Consider the following 21,596-nt stretch of genomic DNA (forward strand, 5'->3'; position numbering starts at 1 on the left):
AAGAATCCGTTTATTTATGAAAAAGTTTTTATTGTTTTTATTTGTTTGTATCTCCCATCAACTGTTTGCGCAGGAAGAGCCCTACTTCCGGGACATGCGCAGCTGGTCGTTGTATATGAATGGCACCGATACCATCGACCGGTATATTTTTGCCGACACCGCTTATATCAGGATATCCCCTGATACCAAACAACCTCCTGCGGACACGCTGATGGCAGGTGACAACATCACCGTGACCGGCGTTACCACCAAAAGCCTTACCATCCGCGGCATACAGGGACCGTGGCTGAAAATCGCCTATACTAAAAACGGCGAATACCGCAAAGGCTATATCTGGCAGGGACTTGTAAGTTGTGCTCCGCTGCGCCGTGGTGATCTTAAGTTTGTGTATGGCATTGAACGCAGGGCCGACAGCATCGCCGTATCCGGCAACCAAAGAGATACTTTCCCCAAATACCTGGTACGCCTGAAAGTAGTACAGAATGGCGTACTACTGGCTAAAGCCGCCCAGATAATTGGCGACGACGAATCCGCCAATTCCAGCTATGGTAAGGTCATGAGCGGCATGGGCCTCACCAACGTGCAACATATCGTCGTACTTACCTTCTCCGGAGAAGCCTGCGGCATCCCTACAGATGATTATTATTTCGCCTGGACCAAAGACGGCCAGTTGATACAACTCCCATCTAGAACCAATATCGGAGATGCCGATGCCTACTACCATTCCGAAGAATTCACTTTTCCCAATGAAAAAAACGGGCAGCCTGATATGATCGTGTGGAACATGGAAGAAGCCGAAGCCACCGACAAAGTGGATAAAGATGGGATGCACGTCATGAAAGTGACGGACAAAAAAAGCAAACGGTATATTTGGGACACTGAAAACAAAAAAGTCACCGCCACAAGATAGTATTTGTCATATCAGGCAGGACTTTTGCATGTCGTGCCTGGTATTGTCATCTGAAATTTTTTGACCATGGCCCAACACAAGCCCGCTCCCGATTTGTATGCACCCTACGTTGTATACGACAAAGCCGCCTACTTCAACAATATACACCCCGTAGAATGGCGTGCCCAGCTTCAATCTTCCACCGGTGGCCGGCTGTTCAACATAAAATATTATGGTGAGCTGTATCGCTGGGAAGTAAAACAGGAGCCCCGGTATATCGAACATCACGAAAAACACTATGGTAAAAACTTCAATGGCCTCATCACCAACACCGATGAAGCCCCTGAACTGATCTATGCCGTAGATATTCATACCGGTGAAGAAATCCTGCTGTTCGACGGTTGCCGTCAGGGCCATGACAATTACTTTTGTAACGAATGGACGCCCGAACAGCTGAACAACAGGACCACCGCACAGGTATACGCCGATGCAGCCGGCAATAGCGTGTTTGAGATTGTATTGCATGCCTGGTTCAATATTGATTACGAAGATGAACTGGACACCTTTCTGAATGAAGAAGGTGAGCTCCGGCTGATCACCGGTGAAAAAACTGATCTTGCCCACCTGCAACGCAACGGCTTCGATGCCTTCGCCATCAACGCCTATACGGAGCAGGGAGAACTTGTAGCCATCCACAGCGCCGAACTGGCCTGACACCTTAACCTGAAAAAACAAGAAATCATGTCTGATGCAAAAATTTTCTTCGCAGAAGGAGAAAGCGCCGAAATGCTCGATGCATATGCAAAAGCCCAGGCCACTTTTAAATATTTCTGGCGGGAGCTTTCCTGGGAACATCGCCGCATTATTCCCGGTCTGAATGTAGCCTGCGTAAAAGTAGCGTTCTCACAGCAGTTCCCCGGTAATGAAAAACCAACAGTGGAACACATGTGGATCAACGATATCAATTTCGATGGCGATACCATCTACGGTATCCTGATCAACGATCCGAATGAGCTGACCAATGTGAGCAATGGCGATGAAATCAGTATTCCGGTAAACCAGATCAGCGACTGGCTGTTTGCCATCAACGACCGCACCTACGGCGGTTTTACCATGCAGGCCATGCGGGCCGGTATGACCGAAGAAGAGCGGCAGGAACATGACGAAGCCTGGGGCCTCGAATTCGGCGACTATAACAATGTGCTCATTGTAAACCAACAGGAAGAGAACCCGGAGAACCTGATCGAACATCCCATGAGCAAAAACATGCAACCAAGTTTTGTGGACTTCCTGAAACAAAACCCGGGTGAGCTGAATGCCGCAGACGAAGCAGGTTTCACGCTGCTACATAAAGAATCTATCGCCGGTAACCTCAGCATAGTGGAAGTGCTGCTTGAACATGGCGCTGATACATCTAAACAAACCACCAGTGGTAAAACAGCCCTGGACTATGCCAAACAGCTGAACTGGGAACACCTGGTCCCGGTGCTGGAAGGAAAATAAATCAACAACGGCAGCAGTTACACTGCTGCCGTTGTTATCATATAAACATTGTTTTATAATCTTCCACAAACTGTTCAAAGCTGATCGCCGCATGACCTGTCACCTCCGGCACCGCATTGCTGACAACAGCCGCTTCGTTCCTGGCATAATGCGCATAGTCTTCAATTAAGCCCCCTACCTGCCATTCCGGGAATCCGGCAGCCCGCACTGCTCCTTCCATCTGCTCCGGGCTTACATCAATAAATTTCACTGGTTTCCCCAGCACTTTGGTAAATATGTCCGCCACCTGGTAGTGGGTCACCGCTTCTCCCCCGGTGATATCATAGATCTTGTTTTCATGCCCTGCTTCTGTCAGCGCACATGCCGCCACCGCTGCAATATCCCGTACATCCACCGCGCTGATGGCAGCATTTCCCACCGCTGCATAAAACTGTCCGTCTTTCTTAATGTAGTCTGCGAAAGCCAGTAGTCCCTGCATATACAGGTTGGGCCGGAGAAAGGTATAAGCCATGCCCAACTCCCTGATCTTGTTTTCCACGCGGGCGTGGTAACGCAAAAAGCGGACAAACGATTGCTCTGCTGCAGCAAACTGCGACAACTTAACGATGTGTTTTACGCCTGCGGCATGAGCAGCAGTTACAAAGTTCAGTTGCAACGCTTCCGCCTGTTCAGATGAATTGGTGAGCAGGAAAGCTTTTTCCATGCCCTGCAACGCTTTGCCGATGGCCACTTCGTCTGCCAGGTCAGCATGGATGATCTCTGCCAGGGGAAGACTTTTCAGGTATTCGTTGTTATCACCATTGCGGACAATGGCTTTAAAAGGTACCTGGGCAGCCGCCAGTTTCTTTACCAGTTGAGTTCCCACATTTCCGGTAGCGCCGGTGATCAGTATGGTAGCTTGTGTCATAAACTTATTTTTTTGTTGTTTGATGACACAAAGATGGTCCAACGCTACGGCCTGGAATTGTAAGAAAACGAAAAAGGCTCCTCAGACCGCTTATTAACAAAAAATATTTGCGAAACCGATTAGTTGCACATATATTTGCAACCGAACGGTTGCCTTATTAAAATCCAGTACATGAGAAGAGATATATTTCAGGCAGTAGCAGATCCCACCAGACGGGCCATCATGGTGCTCATCGCCATGCAGGCGCTGACACCCAACGCCATTGCGGTCCATTTTGACACCACCCGGCAGGCAGTATCAAAACACCTGAAAATCCTGACGGAATGTGAGCTGGTCACCCAGGTGCACAGAGGCCGGGAGATCTATTATCAACTAGAACTGAAAAAAATGAAAGAGATAGACATCTGGCTGGAACAATTCCGCCGCATGTGGGAAGATCGTTTCAATCAACTCGACAATCTATTATCAAACTTAAATAAGCAACCATGAGTATCCACCTGCAATTTGATTTCCTGGTAGACAAGGACAAAAACACGCTGACCATCCGCCGGGAGTTCCGGGCCAGGCGCCAACTGGTATGGGACGCCTATACGAAAAGTGAACTGCTGGACCAGTGGTTTGCCCCCAAACCTTTCACCACGAAAACCAAACACATGGACTTTCGGGAAGGTGGTTACTGGTTGTATGCCATGGTAGACCCTGAAGGCAAAGAATACTGGGGACGCACAGACTACAAAAAAATCCATCCAATTGACAACTACTCCGCGCTGGATGCCTTCTGTGATGATAACGGCGACATCAATCCGGAACTGCCACGTGCCACCTGGGACGTGCATTTTCAGGACAAAGGCGAAAATGCCCTGGTGGAAACTATCGTTACCTATGGATCGCTGACCGATCTTGAAAAGGTAATCCAGATGGGTATGCAGGAAGGATTAACGTTAACGCTCGAAAAACTGGACGAACTGTTGCTGCAAATCCAGGGCTAAAGCCCTGGGCTATGCTCATCTATAACTTAAAAAATCGATACCATATGACTAAAATCACCGTACAGACAGTGGTAGCATCCAACGCCCAAAGGGCCTGGGATTGCTACACCCAACCGGAGCACATCACCAAATGGAATTTTGCATCAGACGATTGGCATTGCCCCAGCGCCAGCAACGACTTAAGAGTTGGCGGCAAATACAACGCACGCATGGAAGCCAAAGACGGCAGCTGGGGATTTGACTTTGAGGCCATCTACAGCAACATCGACAGCGGAAAAAGCTTTACCTATGTAATGGGGGATGGCCGCGCCGCGGATGTTGTGTTTGAAGGCCAGGGAAACAATACAGCCGTTACCGTTACCTTCGATGCAGAGGACCAGAACCCGGCAGAGATGCAGAAAGCCGGCTGGCAGGCCATACTGGACAACTACAAAAAATATACGGAAGCTAATTAACGGTTGTCATGCTGTTACCACGGACTTTCCTCTCCTTCCCTGTCATTGCTGAAGTATTTACCGGTCGGACCATCAGCATCGAGTGTAGCAAAGCGAACTAATATTGCCGCGGCATTTTCCACGGTACCGGTTCCTCTATGGTCATTAAAATCTGTAGCGGTATATCCCGGGTCCACTACATTCACTTTAAACGTTGTATCGCGAAGTTCATAAGCCAGTGCGAGCGTCCAGGCATTCAGCGCTGTTTTAGACGGGCCATAAGCAGCGCCTTTGATTGGATAATACACCCATGACGGGTCACTGTGCAAAGTGAGCGAAGCAAGACCGGAAGTTACATTCACGATCCTCGGGTGAGCGGCTTGCCGCAGCAGGTCCATAAACGCCTGCGTAACATCTATTACACCGAAGAAATTGGTTTCAAAGACATTTCGTATAGTCGATATTGATACAGATGACGGGTTCTGTGGAAAATCGCCTCTGACACCTGCATTGTTGATCAGCACATCGAGTTTGTCTGTGGTACGACCTACCAGTTCACGTGCCGCGCGGATGGAGCCGGGATCGGTTACATCCAGCGGCACAACAACTACATTTTCCTTCCCGAGCTGCGCGGCGGCCTCTTCTCCTTTTGCCACATCGCGGCTGCCGATGTATACGAAATAACCTGCGTCCAGCAGTTGTCTGGCGGTTTCAAAGCCGATGCTTTTATTTGCTCCTGTAATGAGTGCTGTTTTCATGGATAATTGATTTACTTGTTACAGCACAAAATTACGGGTCTGCTTGTCACCGCAACAGTACACTTTGCGGGATCAATGGTACATTTCCCGGGCGGCCGTCCGGAAGGACAGTGGCGTCTGCTGACAACCGCGTTTAAAGAAACGGTTAAAATAAGAGGCGTCTTCAAATCCCAGCGCAAACGCGATCTCTTTGATAGATTGATCGGTATGGAAAAGCATGCGCCGGGCTTCCAGCAACAGGCGGCCATGAATATGTTCTATAGCGGACCTGCCGCTCTGCTCCCGGACAACATCTCCCAGGTGGCCGGCCGTGATGTTCATCAAGCCTGCATAAGCCGCCACTTCGTGATGGTGCGTATAATTTGATTCTATCAGGCCGAGAAATTTCTTCAGCAATTCACGGCCAGGCTGTTTCTCACTGATGGTAAACTGCCCGGTATACAAACGGCTGATATAAATCAACAACACATGCAGATACGCCTGTAGCATGGTATTATGCCAGTCAGGCCGCTGCTCATATTCATCAGCCATACGCAGCATGATGTCGCGGACATAGGTCATATCTGCCGCCTCCAGCGACAGCTCATGGCCATTGTCGGGGTTCTGAATAACAGGCAGCTGCCTGATCTGCTGGTTTGCGGCAGCAGCCAGGAACGCTTCTGTAAAATAAATCACAATGCCCTTCATGGGCTCCGGCTCTTCTTTCACATGCACCTGATGTGGCGCCGTGAAATAAAACGTATCCGGTTTCAGCGTATAGGGCTGCATATCCACCCAATGGCGGCTGCTTCCCTGCTCTACCAGCACCAGCATGTAAAAATCTTTGCGGTGCGGCGACAGTAGAATGGCTGGCATCTCCCTGTCATCGGTACCTATCCGGCGGATGTCAAAAAGATTGTTCCGTCCACCGGATTGCTCCAGGGAGTAATTGGGAATGGAGATGGAAGAAGCTCCTGTAATCATACCCTAAATGTAAGCGAACTATCGTCATTTAGGGATTTTTTGATTTACGATTTTTTGATTTCGTGGATGATAAATGGCGAAGACCGAAGCGATTTATTTATCTGCTTCGGTCTTCCTTTTTTTATTCGCTCCCTTGACTCACGAAATCAAAAAATCTCTAAATGACGGTATCGTTGCAACGCCTCCATAAAATAATAATCTGCATATACCAGCGGCACATCGATCTCGTTATTATGCGGGATACTGCCTACACTGTGCATGAGGATAAAATTGCCATTGGCCCCTTCCGGTGCGCGGTAAGCCGGGCTGCCCAGTACATGCAGCATGTCAATGGCTGCCTGACGGTACTTTGCCCCTTTGGCCGCATCTACATAACCACTCAGTTCAAACAGCGCGGAAGCCACGATAGCAGCTGCGGACACATCGCGGTATTTCGTTTTCACATTAACCGCGTTGGACCGTACACCAGGCGTGTACCCTTTTTCCTGCGCGTTAAAATCCCAATACGGCACTTTGTCTTTCGGCAGGTTTTTGCTGTTGAGGAACCAGTCAGCCATACCGGCGGCTGTTTTCAGAAAGCGGGGATCTTTTGTTTCCCGGTAGATCATGGTGAAGCCATAGATGCCCCAGGCCTGGCCACGTGCCCAGGTGGAATTATCCGCGTAGCCCTGCGCCGTTTCCCGCGCCAGCACTTTGCCATTGGCAGTATCATAACACACTACGTGATAGGAACTGTAGTCCGGACGTATTTGATTATGCATCGCGGTTTCGGCATGACTGACAGCGATATGCCGGAAGGTGGTATCACCGGTGGCCTTAGAGGCAAAGAACAACAGTTCCAGGTTCATCAGGTTATCGATAATCACCGGGTACCGGTACACCTGCTCCCCATGCCAGGATTTAAAGGCATTCCAGGACTTGATGCTTTTGGTGACCGGGTTGTAGCGGGTGCTCAGCGAACGCGCTCCCTGAACAAGTATATCGCGGTAAGCGCTGTTGCCGGTCAACCGGTAGGCATTTCCATAGCTGCAATACATCATAAATCCCAGATCGTGGTGCTGCGTAAAATGTTGCAGCGGCTCCAGTTTCTCCGTCCAGCGGACGGCCTGCCGCTGCATGGCCGGGTCCTTTGTCAGCTCATACGCATACCAGAGTGAACCGGAAAAAAAACCGGGTGTCCAGTCATACATAGAGGTGGTGGTCATCTTCCCCGACTTATCAGTAGTCCGGGGAAAAGCCAGGCTGTCGCGTGTTTCCGTTTCCCGCAACATGTGCTTCAACTGTTGCTGCGCAAAGCCGGTATTGCTACTGATAAAATCTTTTTCTGTAAAAGTGGTGTATGCCGTCAGTCCTGCGGCCACCACGAAACAAAGCCATGGTTTCATAATCTTTATGGTATCACTTTAATGATAAATTCACGGATAATGCTTTTTTCTTCGTCCAGGGTATGGTTGTAAGCGATGAAAGTCGCCCTGTATATACCGGTAGCCGGATATACGTAAGCATACTCCGCTTTGTCAGGCTCATTGATGCTTTTCACGCCTGCACTTACATCGGGGGCTATGCGGCCCACGTACAGCGGCCTGGTGATGATCCAGCTGGTATTGGTGGCAGCAGACTCGTTGCCGCCAGTGATTTTAAGATCGGTGGCAGAGGGTGTCCAGCGGCCATTGGCGGGATTCCACACATTACCATAACGTGTCCAGTAAGCCACATCTGCGGCCACGGTACTGAGTGAAATATTCCGGTCTGGCAGTACGTTGTTTACGGCGAAATCGGTGATGGTCCAGGTACGTTGAGTCGTGCCTGTTACACCGCTGTATTTGAAAGCAATAAAAAGCGAGTCACTGGCATTGCCCACCAGGTCGGTGAGGTCTGCTGTTCCGAAGGCGACCACCGTTGCGTTGGTAGCCAGTTTGCCGCGGGAACTGATATCTTTCCAGGCAGCATTTACCACCGAAGCGGAATCGAAACCGGGCAGCTTATTGGTGGCCAGCACCTGCAACGTGTTGGTCTGTGCGCCAAACTCTGATTTAGACGAAAAACTCAGCATCAGTTTTCCGAGTTGGTAGGTTGTCGAACGGCTGTTATACCGTTTACCCACCTCACCGGAATAAAAGGCGATGTTGCCTACGGTGCCGTTGAACTTAAACCGGGTGGAATCACCGAGGCGGTACACGAAAGTATCTGCCACCTGGCGGGCCGGGTCCAGGGAGACGTTGAAGTCCGGCCTGTCGACCTGCATTTTTTTAGAACAGGCGGCAGCCACCAATGCGAAGAGTATGATGAATGATTTTTTCATGTGTCTTGATTTTTGAATTACCAGCCTTCGTTCTGTACCAGTAAACGGTTAAGGTTAAGTTCATACGTCGGTTTGGGCAGTAGCACGTGGCGTTGACTTACGTTACGGATGCCCTGCAGGCCGTTGGGATTGCCAGTGGCCGTCACGCCGGCGCCGTTGCTGGTAGCCCATGCCGCGAATTCCTGCATGTCAGCTACAAAATGTCCCCAGCGTACCAGGTCGGCCTTGCGCAGGGCTTCAAAACACAGCTCCCGCATTCTTTCATCGCGGATGGCCAGCTGGAAAGCCTCTTTGCCAAGGCCCGGCGTAAGGTCGGACTCAGTGCCATTGGTAATGGTAGCTGTAGCGGTAGCAGCTGCACCGGCGTAACTAAACACCGCTCCGGTCACCGCAGCGCTGGAGGCGCCGCTGGTATGCGTTGGCGCTGTATTCGTAGAAGTCCCCGCTGTGGTCACGGTATACAGATTAGCACCATTGGTGATCTGCATACCGGCGGTATAGCTAACACCCGGCGTCCAGAAAGTGCCCACTACCACAACAGGTGCGGAAGTATAATAAGCACCCGGCGTTAGCGCACTGGGACTGGTCAGGTAGATACCGGTCACCTTTCCACTGGTCAGGATCGCGGTAGCGGTGGCACCATTGCCTCCGCCACCAGTAATGGTAACGGCCGGTGCTGCGGTATAACCAGCACCTGGATTCACGATGGCGACGGACTTCACCACATTGCCATTCAGCATACCGTAACCTCTTTTACGTACCTGGTTAATATACGTATAGGCGTTAGCGGGACCATTCACATAGTTCTCTGCTTCGGCGCGCATCAGCAATACATCGGAATAACGGATCATCGGCCAGTTGATATTGTACGTACCCCCGGTACCGTTAGTATTGCGGATAGATTGTGGCACATACTCTCTTCTGAACTTACCGGCGCACATCTGCCAGATATTAGGCCGGGCGGCTTTTACACGGGGATTGGTACCGTTGTAAATGTAATTGGCGCAGTTCCAGTCACGGCGGATATCCAGCGACGCTTTGTTGGGCGTGGCGGAGCTGTTAGGATCAACATCGTAAGCGTCAAACAGCTTTTTGGTCACCCATACCCAGGCAGCGGCATTATAAGAGGTGGAATCTGCCGCTGTAAGGGCTGACTGTATGCCTACAAAGTTGCCGATATCATTCCCGGATTTGTTGACCACACCGGCGGCAGCGCCCAGTGAGCCCAGTTCCCAGATGTTCTCTCTTACGTCGTACTGGTCTTTGGCTAAATTGATAAATATCTGCCGGTAATCGGGGTTCAATGCATGAAGGCCGGAATTGATCACTTTATCGGTATAGGTAATGACGTCCTGGTATTTGGCGGTATTGTTCTGCGGATAACCGGCCCAATAGATGTATACCCTTGCCAGCATAGCCTGTACGGCAGTCAGCGTCACCACGTCATTAAATTTCGCCTGTATCACCGTATAGTCTTTCAGCAGCGTTTCCGCTTCTTTCATGTCTTTTTCTACCTGCGCGTACACCTCCGATTGTTTGGCTGCGGCCATGTTTACCTCGTTAATCGCGAGCGGCCGCAGCACCAGCGGCACATCACCATAATTGCTGGTAAGAATAAAATAGAAAAAGCCTCTGAGAAACAGTGCCTGTCCCTTGAGGACATTACGTTTCCCCTGGTCCATCGCTGGTTTGTCGATGTTCTGTAACAACACATTGATGTTGTTGATGCCGACATAGGCGAACTTCCAGATATTGCCCACATGCACCAGCGACGCGTCATAGTTGTAACGCAGGCCGCGGGCATCGCCATCGGCGGTACGGTTGGCCATCACTTCATCGGTGGTGGACACAAAGTTGAAGCCCATCACCTGCGCATACAGCTCCGGACGCATCAGGTCACTGTATACGCCGTTCAGCGCCTGTTGCAGCTGGGCTTCGTTCTGGTAGTAGTTGTCAGGCGTATAAAAATCTGTCGGTTTGGTATCGAGGAATTTATTACAGGAAGTAAGTCCTGCTATGGCGATACATGCGAGAATGCAGATACGTTTCATGTTCATCATTTTAGAAGGTTACGTTTAAGCCGGTCACATAAGACAGTGAGTGCGGATAGGCGGCGTAATCGAAGCCGGGCGTGAGATTGCCTGGCCTGGCGCTTACTTCGGGGTCCATGCCGGAGTATTTGGTCCAGGTGTATATGTTCTGCGCGGAACCATAAATACGTACGTTTTTGATTTTAGCGCATTTCAGCCAGGCGTTGGGGAAATTATACCCGAGCGAGACGGTCCGCAGTTTCAGATAAGAACCATCTTCCACCACGCGGGACGAGTAGGCTGCATTGCCCATACCACCGGCACGGAACAACGTATTACTCGGATTGGTGGGTGTCCAGCGATCAGCATAGGTTGCAAACTGGTTCAGGTTGGGATTGTTGACGATGCCGCCTTCAAACACATAACGGTTGGCGTTAATGATGTCATTACCATAAGACCATTGCAACAGGATGTTCAAATCAAAGTTGCGGTAACGGAAATCGTTGCTGAAACCGCCGGTATGTTTCGGCAGACCGCTGCCAATAATAGTGTAGTCCTGGTTGTTCACCTGCAAGTCACCGTTCAGGTCTTTGTACCGGATATCACCCGGACGGATCGCATTCCGTGCTGCGCCATTGGTAGGCACATCAGGTTTCAGGAGATAAGTACCGTTGGGCATCACATCAAAATCAGCATACTGGTACACGCCATCGAACACCAGGCCATACATTTCACCCAGCGGCCTTCCGATCACAGAGATGTAAGGAAACAGCCCGGAGTAAGTAGTATTGAAGAATGTACCGGAACCGGAAAGGATAGACTGTTGCCCTTCTGCCAGTGATAATATTTTATTTTGATTGAAGCTGATGTTAAAGTTGCTGTTCCAGGTGAAGTCTTTTTTATCGACCACTGTGCCGGCCAGCGTGATCTCGAGGCCTCTGTTCTGCAACTTGCCGACATTCTTGAACCCCTGCGCGCTTTCAATACCGTGTGCATAAGGCAGTGCAGCTAACAACAGCAAGTCTTTGGTGGTACGCTGGTAAAGATCGACCGTGAGGCTAAGCCTGTTTTTCAGAAAAGCCAGGTCCAGGCCGATATTGGTCTGTTCATTGGTTTCCCAGCGCAGATTGGGATTAGCAGCAGATGACATCACCGCACCAATGCCTAACGGACCGTTGCCCATAGAGTACCAGTACTGCATGTTGGTCAGTGAGAGTTGCGACAGGTAGGCGAAATCGGTCACCCGGTTGTTACCGGAAGCGCCATAACCCAGCCTGATTTTGGCATCGGAAATAAAGCGGACGTTCTTCATAAACTCTTCACTGCTGAAGCGCCAGGCGGCGGATACAGCGGGGAAATAGCCCCACCTGTTGCCAGGCGCAAATTTGGAGGAACCATCCGCACGGATGGAAGCAGCGAAGAGGTATTTAGAGTTGTAGTCATAGTTCACCCGCAGCGCTCCGGAAGCCATCGTCCACCGGGAGCTAAGGGATACCAGCGAAGTGTTGGCCGGCGCGGCCAGGTCCAGCGCGTCCATCCCGAGGTCTTCGTTAGGCACCTGGTTGGCGGAGAACTTACGCCGTGACATTTTGTAGCCCTGTGCTTCAAATACGCCCAAGACGGTCAGGTTATGCACCTTGTTCCAGCGCTTACGGTAAGTCAGCGCATTTTCAGAACGCCACAGGGAAGTAGGTACGTACTCCACGCTACCGTTTACGCCGTTGGAATTCCACTTGCTGCCCGACTGTGTTTTGGAATTATTGAAGATATCAATACCGTTATTCACGGTATTGATACCACCAGCAATACGCAGGGTAAGATCTTTGGTGATGGCATATTCCGCATATGCATTGGCGATAAGATTGTTGACCCGGGTCACGGTATACTGGTTCTGTATATTCTGTAATGGATTCACCCGGTAGTCCTGGTTATTGGCGATCTCATTACCCGGATCATAAAAATCATCGATCAGGTTGGCCGCACTGTCTCTCCCCGAAATACTATTGGTAGGCCGGAAACCCCACACGGAATATAGTGTGGTGGCGGAAGCGTAGAAGTTGGTGGCAGAAACAGGGATACCATAACTTTCATTATAGGCATAGTTGGCGTTGATGCCTACTTTCAACTTGCTGCTCACGGTCTGGTCCAGCGAGAAACGGCCCTGGTAACGTTTAAACCCGCTGTTGATAATGATCCCTCTCTGGTTGTTGAAATTGCCCGATATCGAATACCGGGTTTTATCATTGCCACCACGAACAGCGATATCATGGTTCTGGTTCTGTCCTACCCGATAAATATAATCCTGCATATCGATGGCTTCCTTGTTACGGTAATCATCCAGCTTCACGCCGCCGGCGAGATAAATGGAATCATACATCGATGGATTGATATCGCCTACATACCGCACAAATTCGTAAGCATTCAGCAGCGGTATTTTCTTCGGGATCTGCTGCCAGCCATAGTAGCCGTTATAGGTCACCTGCGGCGCACCTGACTTACCTTTTTTGGTGGTGATCAGGATAACACCGTTGGAACCGCGGGCGCCATAAATAGCCGTAGCAGAGGCGTCTTTTAATACGTCGATGGATTCGATATCAGCGGGACTGATAGCATTGGCGTTGGAGCTTTCTGTCGGAAAACCATCGATCACATATAAAGGTGAGTTGTCCTGTGTGATGGAGCCGGCGCCACGGATCACGATATTGGCAATGGAGCCGGGTTGCCCGTCATTACTGGCCACCGCCACGCCCGCCACACGACCGGCCAGCGCTTCATCGAATGACTTCACCGGGGCTTTTTCAAACTCTTTCATGTTCACACTGCCCACAGAACCGGTCAGGTCTTTACGTTGCACGGAGGCATATCCTACCACCACCACATCGTTGAGCGTACCTACGCGGTCTTTCAGCTGCACATTGTACTCGGTGCGGTTATCTACCGGCAGCTCTGTTTTTTCATATCCGATAAAAGTAAATACCAGGGTAGTGCCCGGCGCGGTAGTAATCACAAAACGGCCGGCATCGTTGGTACTGGTGCCCGTTTTGTCATTCTTCACCATCACCGTCACGCCTACCAGCGGATTACCGTCTTTGTCCTTCACGATACCGGACACGGTCTTTTTTTGCTGTGCAAAAAGGGAAAGCGGTACTATCAATACCCACATTATCCCGACTAGAAAACAACTGAAGGCGAAGCGGGACATTCTTCCCTTACAGGATGATTGGCATCTCATATTCATAAGAGTGGAATTGAAAGGAATTCTGGTTGACGTACAAATATGTTGTAACGCGGTCAGATTGCAGGGGGACAATCCTAAATGAATGGGGTGAATTTTATAAATCCCCCTTCAACACACTGATTATCAAAAGACTAAAAACGTCTCCCAGGATAAAAAAGTCCCACCGGGTGAATACAATGCTTATATTAGAGCATGATTTGGCGGTGTTTCCTGTTCTTATGCCTGTTGGTCCCGGCTGTATTTTTCCAAAGCAGCGGGCAGGACATCACATTTTCACACCTCACCGTAGAAAACGGACTGTCACACAACGCAGGGTTGTCTATTATGCAGGACGAGCAGGGCTTCCTCTGGGTAGGTACCCACTATGGCCTCAACCGGTACGATGGTTTCCGCTTCAAAATATATCGTTACAATGCGGAAGACAGTACTTCCATCCCGGACAACCAGGTCATGACCCTGTACCGTGATCGCCACAATACCCTGTGGATAGGCACTACCGGAGGACTGGCCAAATACGACCCGGTACATGACCGCTTTGAGAGAATAACACTGGAACCCGCCCCCCGCCGTACCAATATCAACTGTATTTATGAAGACAGTAAAGGCCGCCGCTGGGTAGGCGCCAACAATGGGCTTTTCCTCCAGGATGGTAAACGGCTGGTGCAATTCACACCAGGAAAAATTGCCGGTTATGTGGTGAAATGCGTGTATGAAGACCGCCACGGCAATATCTGGATAGGCACCAACAAAGGCCTCACCAAAATGACCGGCGACAAAACAGCAACCTTCCGGCATGAAGACGGACAAACTTCCGGTCTCGCCATGAACTTCATCACCGCTATCACAGAAGACAGGTTCGGCAGGTTGTGGATTGCCACACAAACAGGAGGTATTAATATATATGATCCCGCTACCGGCCGTTTTTCGTTACTGGCCCAACCAGCGATCATTAATAATATTGTCAGACGGATAGTCCCCGACAAAGCCGGTAACATGTGGATAGGCACACAGGAAGGCCTCAGCATTATCGATCCGGCCAATATGAGCGGCCGCCATTACCAGCAGGAGCCACGTAATAACAACAGCCTTAGCCAGAATTCCATCCACAGTATTTATGAAGATAACAATGGTACCATCTGGATAGGCACCTACTTCGGTGGCGTGAACATGGTGCGCCCCGATGGCAGCTCGTTTAATGCCTGGCAGCAACATCCTCCCCTGGATGGCATCAGCAACAACGTGATCAGCAGCATACACGAAGATGCCCGCCATAACTACTGGATAGGCACAGAAGGCGGCGGCCTTAATTATTACGACCGTACCACCGGCCGCTTCACCTATTATAAACATGACGTTAATAATCCCGCCAGCCTCGGTTCCAACCTGGTGAAAGTAGTATATGAAGACAAAGACCACCATATCTGGACCGGCACCCACGGCGGTGGGCTGAACCTGTTGCAGAATGGTGGATTCAGGCGTTATCTCTATAACCCCAAAGATCCCGCCACCTTTTCCGGGGAAGTCACTTCTGTGCTGGAAGACAGCCGGGGACGGTTCTGGGTGGGCACCAACGTGCAACTGTACCTGTACCACCGCAAAGGCGTTGAACTGGAACCACAGGCAGACACCATCATCATGGGCATTGCCAAACGGCAGTCCGTCCGTTGTATCCTGGAAGATGCCCGCCACCGTATCCTGGTAGGCACCATCAGCGGTCTGTATGTACTGGAAGGAGATTCCGCGCGGGTATTACAGCAGGGGAATATCAATTCCATACAGGAAGATTCACAACATAATATCTGGGTTAGCATGTATTTCGGGGGACTGGTCAAATACAATGCTGAGCTGCAAAAACCAATACGCTACAGGGAAAAGGACGGATTACCGAATGACAACGTGCTGGGACTCCTGGAAGATGACCAGCATTATCTGTGGATCAGTACCCATAACGGATTGACGCGGCTGGACCCTGTCCGCAATAAGTTCCAGACATATACCGTCAGCGATGGTATCGCCGGCAACGTATTCAACTATAACTCCTTTTTGCGCGACAGTCGCGGTGAATTCCTCTTCGGCGGGTACAACGGCATCACCAGCTTTTTCCCGGAAAGGATCATCACCAACACGCATCCCTCGCCTATCCGCTTTACCGGCCTGCGTTTGTTCAACAACCCGGTGAGCATCGGCCAGAAAGACAAACTGCTGGAAAAAGACATCAGTTACACCCAGGCACTGTATTTCCGTCACAACCAGGATGTGTTCACCCTGGAATTTGCACTGCTCAACTATATCAAGAGCAACAAAAACCGCTACGCGTACCGGCTGGAAGGCGGCGACGGTAACTGGATAGAGACCGCCAATCCAGCTGTCACTTATACCAATCTGTCATCCGGCCATTATACCTTCTGGGTGAAAGGCGCCAACAACGACGGTATCTGGAGCGAACCGGCAAAAATGGAGATCAACATCCTTCCTCCTTTCTGGCGTACCTGGTGGGCATACGTCATTTACGGGCTTTGTATCATTTTGCTGATATTCCTCGTTACCCGCTTCTTTTTCCTCTGGGCGTTGCTACACAAAGAAGAAGAACTGCACCAGGTGAAACTGAATTTCTTCACCCACGTGTCCCATGAAATCAGGACGCACCTCACATTGTTGCTGGTGCCGGTAGAGAAAATGATAGACACCCTGAAAAAAGATGACCCGTTACAGGCCACGCTGTCGCAGCTCCGCAACAACGCCGACCGGCTACTGAAGCTGGTGAACGAACTGATGGATTTCCGGAAGGCGGAAACCAACCATCTGACACTGCATATACAGGAGCAGGACCTGATACCCTTCCTCGATCAGATCTACAGCAGCTTCCGGGAGCTGTCGCTTGACCGCAATATCAGTATGGCTTTCCGGCATGATGCAGACCATGCGTTGGTTTACTTCGACCGGGAACAGCTGGAGAAAGTGTTCTTCAACCTGCTGACCAACGCTTTCAAATTCACGCCCGATGGCGGCCAGATACAGCTGCACGTATCCCAGGTAAAACAAAACATGATGATCACCGTTACCGATAACGGTCGCGGTATCGCCCCTGAATACCTGGACAAACTGTTCACCAATTTCTTCCAGGTACAGGACCATGGCCTGCAAAACACCGGTTATGGTATCGGGCTGGCGTTGTCCAAAAATATCGTGGAACAGCACAAAGGCACGTTGACCGTGGATAGTGCTCCTTCCACTGCAGAGAAAGAAGGCCGTACCTGCTTCACCGTTAACCTTCCTTTGGGCTCACGGCATTTCGAGGGCACGCAACACACCGTTGGCGGAGAACCGGCCATGCCCGCTGCACCACTGAAAATGCCTTTGCCTGCGGAAGAAGCGGATACTGTTACCACAGATGCCCCGCAGCCTTTTACCATACTTATTGTAGAAGATAATCCCGAGCTGCGCGCCCTTATCCGTCAAACATTCCAGGAGCAATACAAAGTGCTGGAAAGCGAAAACGGGGCCGCTGGTTTAGCTGTCGCCACCACCCAAATCCCTGATATCGTTATCAGCGACGTGATGATGCCGGAAATGGACGGGCTGCAGTTCTGTACAGCGCTTAAAACCGATGAACGTACCAGTCACATCCCCGTGGTGCTGCTCACTGCCAAAAGTTCTCAGGCCGATCACGTGAGCGGCCTTGAAACCGGCGCCGACCTTTATCTCACCAAACCTTTCAGTACCCGGGTACTCTCGCTGAACGTACGCAACCTGATCAGCTCCCGTGAAAAGATGCGGGAACGTTACAGCCAGCAGCTGCAAACAGAAACCGTTATCCCCGACCCGCTGCCCAACAGCCTGGATAATGCCTTCCTTGAAAAAGTGATGGCGCTCGTAGAAGAACATATGGACGACCCTGACTTCGGTGTGGAGATGCTGGCCCGCAAGGTAGCGATGAGCCAGCCGGTGTTGTATAAGAAACTGAAGGCCGTTACGAATATGTCGGTGAACGACTTTGTGAAATCACTGCGCCTCAAAAAGGCCGCGGCGTTAATCCGTACCCGTCAACATACCGTCTACCAGGTTGCCTATATGGTGGGATACAACGACCGCAAATATTTCAGCCGGGAATTCAAAAAACAGTTCGGGAAAACACCTTCTGAGTTCGCGGAAACGCCGGAATTGTGAAAATTCCCCCTATTCTCTCTGAAAAACCACCCCGCCACCACCGCAGGTATCCGTAGATTTGTTACAAATCCCACTGTTATGAAGAGGAAAATTCTACTCCTTATCGGGCTGCTGTTCCATACCCTTGGTGCGACGGCCCAAACGGAATACACCACCATCATGGACCGTATCCGGGATGAATTGCTTGCGCAAGCATCCAATACCACCACGCTGGACAACAACGTTACCGCCACCCTGGCCACCCTACAGGCCAATGGCTCCTGGCCGGATGTGAGTTATGCCTACAGCTCTACCACCTACACAGCGGATACGCATATCAACCGGGTGAAGGCTTTCGCACAGGCCTATACGAAATCCGCCAGCTCCTACTACCATAGCGCCACGCTGTTTACCGCGATGGTCAATGCGCTTACCTACTGGAACACCACCGATCCCAAAAGCTGGAACTGGTACCACAACGATATCTCCAATCCACAGCGTATCGGTGAAATCCTGATCCTACTGGAAACAGCTCCCCAGAGCCTGGGGAGCCTCCGCAATGCACTGCTCACCCAAATGAGCCGGGGCAACCCTACCAAACAAACCGGGGCCAACAAGCTGGACGAAGCCACCCATTTTATGTACCGCTCCTGCCTCACCGCCAATGATTCCCTGATGCAGTACAGCGTAAACGAAGCTTTTTATCCGCTGGTACTCACCACGGCAGAAGGCATACAGCATGACTTCTCCTACCAGCAACATGGGCCGCAGCTGTATATTTACGGTTATGGCGTTGTGTTTGTAGACGGCGAAACCAAAGTCGCCTACTATCTGCAGGGCACCTCCTATGCGCTCTCCGGCAGCAAGCTGACCATCTTCAGTAACTTCGTACGCAATGGCTTCCTCAAAGCCATGCGTTCCAAATACATCGACTTCGGCACCAACGGCCGCAGTATCAGTCGTGAGAACAATCTCCAGGTAGGCGTTACCAGTCTCCTGCAAAAACTCAAAGTGCTGGACACCGCCAACGTAGCCGAGTATGACGACAACATTGCACGGCTCAATGGCACCCAGCCGCCGGGTTACCAGTTACCCGCCCTGCACACCCATTTCTGGCGCTCCGACTATACGCTGCACCATCGTACCGGCTACCTATTCGGGCTGCACCTCACCTCCACCCGCACCGCCAAACAGGAAAATGGCAACGGCGAAAACCTGAAAGGCTACTATCTCTCAGATGGGTCCACCCATATTGCTGCTAATGGCAATGATTATTACAATATTCCACCGGTATGGGACTGGAGCCGTATCCCGGGTACCACCGTGCCTTACATGACCTCTCTTCCGGTACGGTCCCCGTGGGGCGCCAATTTCGGTACTACTGCTTTTGCCGGCGGCGTATCTGATTCCCTGTATGGCGTGTCTGCGCTGCAGTTCTCTGACTACAACACACAAGCCCGCAAGGCCTGGTTCTTCTTCGACAAAGAAGTCGTTTGTCTCGGTGCCGGCATCACCTCCACCGCAGCACAGCCTGTCAATACCACTGTGAATCAGTGCCTGCTCAATGGTACTGTTTCCGCGAAAATCAACGGCGCCGTCAGCACCATCGGCAACGGTACATACAACTATAACAATACGTTGAAATGGATCACCCATAATGGTATCGGTTATTACTTCCCTGCCGGCGGCCAGCTGCAGCTGAGCATGCAATCACAGTCCGGCACCTGGAGAAGCATCAACAACGGCGGCAGCACCACCGTACAGAACATGAACGTGTTCCAGCTATGGCTCGACCATGGCAATGCGCCGGTAAACGGCAGCTACGCCTACTATGTACTTCCGGGGCAGGATATGAACACTTATGACACCACCGCCGTACGGATAGAGCAGAATACCGCCGACATACAGGCCGTATATCATGCCGGTCTGAATATCCGGCAGCTGGTGTTTTACCAGGCCGGCACGTTCCATAAAGACTCCGTTACCATTACTGTTGACCGGCCTTGCGCGCTCCTGCTGCGCGGCATTGGTTCTGGTGACGTAAAAGTATCGGTGGCAGATCCGGTGCAGTCTTCCGCACCGGTGAATATTTACCTGACACTGCCCGGTATTCCGCAGACGCGGCAGCTCGCAGCCAGCCTGCCTTCCGGGCCTTATGCCGGCTCCACTGTCAGCTATCATGTCAATAACAATACACCGGTATATACCGCCTCCACCATTACCGCCATTGCAGATGCATATGTGAGAGGCGGCACCTACAACACCACCAATTACGGCACCGGCAACCTCGTACTGAAGCAGGATGCCAGCATTAGCTATACCCGGGAAGTATTCCTGAAATTCAATGTAGGCGCCTTGCCGGCAGGGACCAACCAGGTGAAGCTGCGCATGTATGTGAACTATGCGAATACCAGCATCGCCACGGTGCCATGGATTGCCCAGTTCGTCAGCAACGACAGCTGGACAGAATCCGGTATCACCGACAGCAACAAACCCGCTGTCACCAAAGCAGTGGACACTATCATGGGACGTGCAGCAGGTAACTTCGCAGAATGGGACGTAACGGACATCGCCTTGTCCGAGCAGGCAACGGATGGCGTACTAACGCTCAAACTCGTATCCGGACTGGCAGGCGCCACTACCGATGCCATCTTCATCTCCCGCGAAGGCAGTGACACCACCCAGCGGCCGGTACTCGTTTGCAGCAATAACAACACCGCCTTTCAGGCGATGATGGCAGGACATGAAACTACCACCACGGGCATAACACTTTCCCCTAACCCCGCGAACGACTACGTCAGGGTACAGACGGCCACTCCGTGGCAACAGGCAGAACTAAGGGATGCAGCAGGCAAAGTGCTGCGGACAGAAAAGCTGAATGGGCGTCAGCAGTTTGAACTACCGCTGGCAAACGTACGTCCCGGTATGTATTGGCTGGTACTAAGCGGTCAGGGGAAACAAATAGTGAAGAAGGTCGTGAAGCTGTAATCAACTTTCTTTGGGCGGGTATTCAATGCCCGCCTCTTTAATTAAATCGTAGCCATATTTCATGATCGTTTCTATCACCGGAATGGCTTTCCTTCCTTTCTCCGTCAGACCGTACTCCACTTTCGGCGGCACCACCGGGTAAACCGTTCTGCTGACCAGGTCTTTACTCTCCAGCTCCCTCAATTGGCTGGTCAGCATTTTATCCGTAATATGCGGAATGTCTTTTTTCAGTTCACTGAACCGCAGCGGCTTCTCCTGCAAACGCCACAGTATAGGCATCTTCCACGTTCCGCCGATATGGCCCAACGCAAATTCGATCGGCGTGTAATACAGTCTTTTATCGTGAAAAAATTCAGGCATGCGGCGATTTCCCGCGAATGTACAAAACCTCTCCCGAAAGGGGATACTTACCAAATGGAAAGTGCCTCACTAAATCGTCAGTACACAGT

General features: G+C 51.0%; 16 protein-coding genes. 8 read left to right on the forward strand and 8 right to left on the reverse strand.

What is annotated here, in order from left to right:
• The first annotated feature begins 16 nt into the window (after positions 1-16).
• The 3 genes from HHL17_RS26715 (at position 17) to HHL17_RS26725 (ending at position 2,392) form a co-directional block, all read left to right on the forward strand.
• Positions 17-910: a hypothetical protein gene (locus HHL17_RS26715; RefSeq protein WP_169227893.1), complete on the forward strand. Its 894-nt coding sequence runs from the start codon at positions 17-19 to the stop codon at positions 908-910.
• Between the two features lie 66 nt (positions 911-976).
• Positions 977-1,603, forward strand: coding sequence for a hypothetical protein (locus HHL17_RS26720; RefSeq protein ID WP_169227894.1), 627 nt, complete (start codon positions 977-979; stop codon positions 1,601-1,603).
• A 27-nt stretch (positions 1,604-1,630) separates the two neighbouring features.
• Entirely contained in the window at positions 1,631-2,392 is a 762-nt protein-coding gene (locus tag HHL17_RS26725; protein ID WP_169227895.1) for a DUF2314 domain-containing protein, read from the forward strand.
• A gap of 37 nt (positions 2,393-2,429) precedes the next feature.
• Here the strand turns inward: HHL17_RS26725 and HHL17_RS26730 are convergent, their stop codons facing one another.
• Positions 2,430-3,299 (reverse strand): SDR family oxidoreductase, encoded by an 870-nt coding sequence (locus tag HHL17_RS26730; RefSeq protein WP_169227896.1) that lies wholly within the window; start codon positions 3,297-3,299, stop codon positions 2,430-2,432.
• A 171-nt stretch (positions 3,300-3,470) separates the two neighbouring features.
• On the opposite strand from HHL17_RS26730, the gene HHL17_RS26735 reads away from it, so the two are divergent.
• Genes HHL17_RS26735 through HHL17_RS26745 form a run of 3 tightly spaced genes read left to right on the forward strand, consistent with a single transcriptional unit; the run spans position 3,471 to position 4,743 of the window.
• Positions 3,471-3,788, forward strand: a complete 318-nt coding sequence (locus HHL17_RS26735) for an ArsR/SmtB family transcription factor (protein WP_169227897.1) — start codon at positions 3,471-3,473, stop codon at positions 3,786-3,788.
• The gene (locus HHL17_RS26740; protein ID WP_169227898.1) at positions 3,785-4,288 is read left to right on the forward strand and encodes an SRPBCC family protein; all 504 of its coding nucleotides are present in this window, start codon (positions 3,785-3,787) and stop codon (positions 4,286-4,288) included. Before HHL17_RS26735 ends, HHL17_RS26740 begins: the two co-directional genes overlap by 4 nt.
• Positions 4,289-4,332: 44 nt before the next feature.
• On the forward strand, positions 4,333-4,743 hold the full coding sequence (locus HHL17_RS26745) for an SRPBCC family protein (RefSeq protein WP_169227899.1): 411 nt from the start codon (positions 4,333-4,335) through the stop codon (positions 4,741-4,743).
• A 14-nt stretch (positions 4,744-4,757) separates the two neighbouring features.
• Here the strand turns inward: HHL17_RS26745 and HHL17_RS26750 are convergent, their stop codons facing one another.
• The 6 genes from HHL17_RS26750 to HHL17_RS26775 form a co-directional block, all read right to left on the reverse strand.
• Positions 4,758-5,480 carry an SDR family oxidoreductase gene (locus HHL17_RS26750; RefSeq protein ID WP_169227900.1) on the reverse strand — a complete coding sequence of 241 codons (723 nt, stop codon included), beginning with the start codon at positions 5,478-5,480 and terminating at the stop codon, positions 4,758-4,760.
• Between the two features lie 72 nt (positions 5,481-5,552).
• Positions 5,553-6,443 carry an AraC family transcriptional regulator gene (locus tag HHL17_RS26755; RefSeq protein ID WP_169227901.1) on the reverse strand — a complete coding sequence of 297 codons (891 nt, stop codon included), beginning with the start codon at positions 6,441-6,443 and terminating at the stop codon, positions 5,553-5,555.
• Positions 6,444-6,589: 146 nt separating this feature from the next.
• Positions 6,590-7,828: a glycoside hydrolase family 88 protein gene (locus HHL17_RS26760; protein ID WP_169227902.1), complete on the reverse strand. Its 1,239-nt coding sequence runs from the start codon at positions 7,826-7,828 to the stop codon at positions 6,590-6,592.
• Positions 7,829-7,833: 5 nt separating this feature from the next.
• Positions 7,834-8,745, reverse strand: coding sequence for a DUF5017 domain-containing protein (locus tag HHL17_RS26765; protein ID WP_169227903.1), 912 nt, complete (start codon positions 8,743-8,745; stop codon positions 7,834-7,836).
• A 17-nt stretch (positions 8,746-8,762) separates the two neighbouring features.
• A complete protein-coding gene (locus HHL17_RS26770; RefSeq protein ID WP_169227904.1) occupies positions 8,763-10,796 on the reverse strand; it encodes a RagB/SusD family nutrient uptake outer membrane protein in 2,034 nt (677 codons plus the stop codon).
• Positions 10,797-10,806: 10 nt separating this feature from the next.
• Positions 10,807-14,013, reverse strand: coding sequence for a SusC/RagA family TonB-linked outer membrane protein (locus HHL17_RS26775; RefSeq protein WP_240975970.1), 3,207 nt, complete (start codon positions 14,011-14,013; stop codon positions 10,807-10,809).
• A gap of 192 nt (positions 14,014-14,205) precedes the next feature.
• Here HHL17_RS26775 and HHL17_RS26780 point away from each other — a divergent pair, with 192 nt between their 5' ends.
• Positions 14,206-18,180, forward strand: coding sequence for a hybrid sensor histidine kinase/response regulator transcription factor (locus HHL17_RS26780; protein WP_240975971.1), 3,975 nt, complete (start codon positions 14,206-14,208; stop codon positions 18,178-18,180).
• Positions 18,181-18,258: 78 nt separating this feature from the next.
• Positions 18,259-21,147, forward strand: coding sequence for a polysaccharide lyase family 8 super-sandwich domain-containing protein (locus tag HHL17_RS26785; protein ID WP_169227905.1), 2,889 nt, complete (start codon positions 18,259-18,261; stop codon positions 21,145-21,147).
• On the opposite strand, the gene HHL17_RS26790 is transcribed toward HHL17_RS26785, so the two are convergent.
• The gene (locus HHL17_RS26790) at positions 21,148-21,507 is read right to left on the reverse strand and encodes a winged helix-turn-helix transcriptional regulator (protein ID WP_169227906.1); all 360 of its coding nucleotides are present in this window, start codon (positions 21,505-21,507) and stop codon (positions 21,148-21,150) included. It lies immediately after the preceding gene.
• Positions 21,508-21,596: the final 89 nt, after the last annotated feature.

The organism is Chitinophaga fulva, from assembly GCF_012927205.1.
GTDB lineage: Bacteria > Bacteroidota > Bacteroidia > Chitinophagales > Chitinophagaceae > Chitinophaga > Chitinophaga fulva.

Coding starts and splice junctions, on each gene's coding strand:
- HHL17_RS26790 (WP_169227906.1), bottom strand. CDS start 21,507: ATGCCTGAATTTTTTCACGATAAAAGACTGTATTACACGCCGATCGAA.
- HHL17_RS26765 (WP_169227903.1), bottom strand. CDS start 8,745: ATGAAAAAATCATTCATCATACTCTTCGCATTGGTGGCTGCCGCCTGT.
- HHL17_RS26740 (WP_169227898.1), top strand. CDS start 3,785: ATGAGTATCCACCTGCAATTTGATTTCCTGGTAGACAAGGACAAAAAC.
- HHL17_RS26725 (WP_169227895.1), top strand. CDS start 1,631: ATGTCTGATGCAAAAATTTTCTTCGCAGAAGGAGAAAGCGCCGAAATG.
- HHL17_RS26770 (WP_169227904.1), bottom strand. CDS start 10,796: ATGAAACGTATCTGCATTCTCGCATGTATCGCCATAGCAGGACTTACT.
- HHL17_RS26760 (WP_169227902.1), bottom strand. CDS start 7,828: ATGAAACCATGGCTTTGTTTCGTGGTGGCCGCAGGACTGACGGCATAC.
- HHL17_RS26730 (WP_169227896.1), bottom strand. CDS start 3,299: ATGACACAAGCTACCATACTGATCACCGGCGCTACCGGAAATGTGGGA.
- HHL17_RS26715 (WP_169227893.1), top strand. CDS start 17: ATGAAAAAGTTTTTATTGTTTTTATTTGTTTGTATCTCCCATCAACTG.
- HHL17_RS26780 (WP_240975971.1), top strand. CDS start 14,206: ATGATTTGGCGGTGTTTCCTGTTCTTATGCCTGTTGGTCCCGGCTGTA.
- HHL17_RS26720 (WP_169227894.1), top strand. CDS start 977: ATGGCCCAACACAAGCCCGCTCCCGATTTGTATGCACCCTACGTTGTA.
- HHL17_RS26785 (WP_169227905.1), top strand. CDS start 18,259: ATGAAGAGGAAAATTCTACTCCTTATCGGGCTGCTGTTCCATACCCTT.
- HHL17_RS26775 (WP_240975970.1), bottom strand. CDS start 14,013: ATGAATATGAGATGCCAATCATCCTGTAAGGGAAGAATGTCCCGCTTC.
- HHL17_RS26735 (WP_169227897.1), top strand. CDS start 3,471: ATGAGAAGAGATATATTTCAGGCAGTAGCAGATCCCACCAGACGGGCC.
- HHL17_RS26750 (WP_169227900.1), bottom strand. CDS start 5,480: ATGAAAACAGCACTCATTACAGGAGCAAATAAAAGCATCGGCTTTGAA.
- HHL17_RS26755 (WP_169227901.1), bottom strand. CDS start 6,443: ATGATTACAGGAGCTTCTTCCATCTCCATTCCCAATTACTCCCTGGAG.
- HHL17_RS26745 (WP_169227899.1), top strand. CDS start 4,333: ATGACTAAAATCACCGTACAGACAGTGGTAGCATCCAACGCCCAAAGG.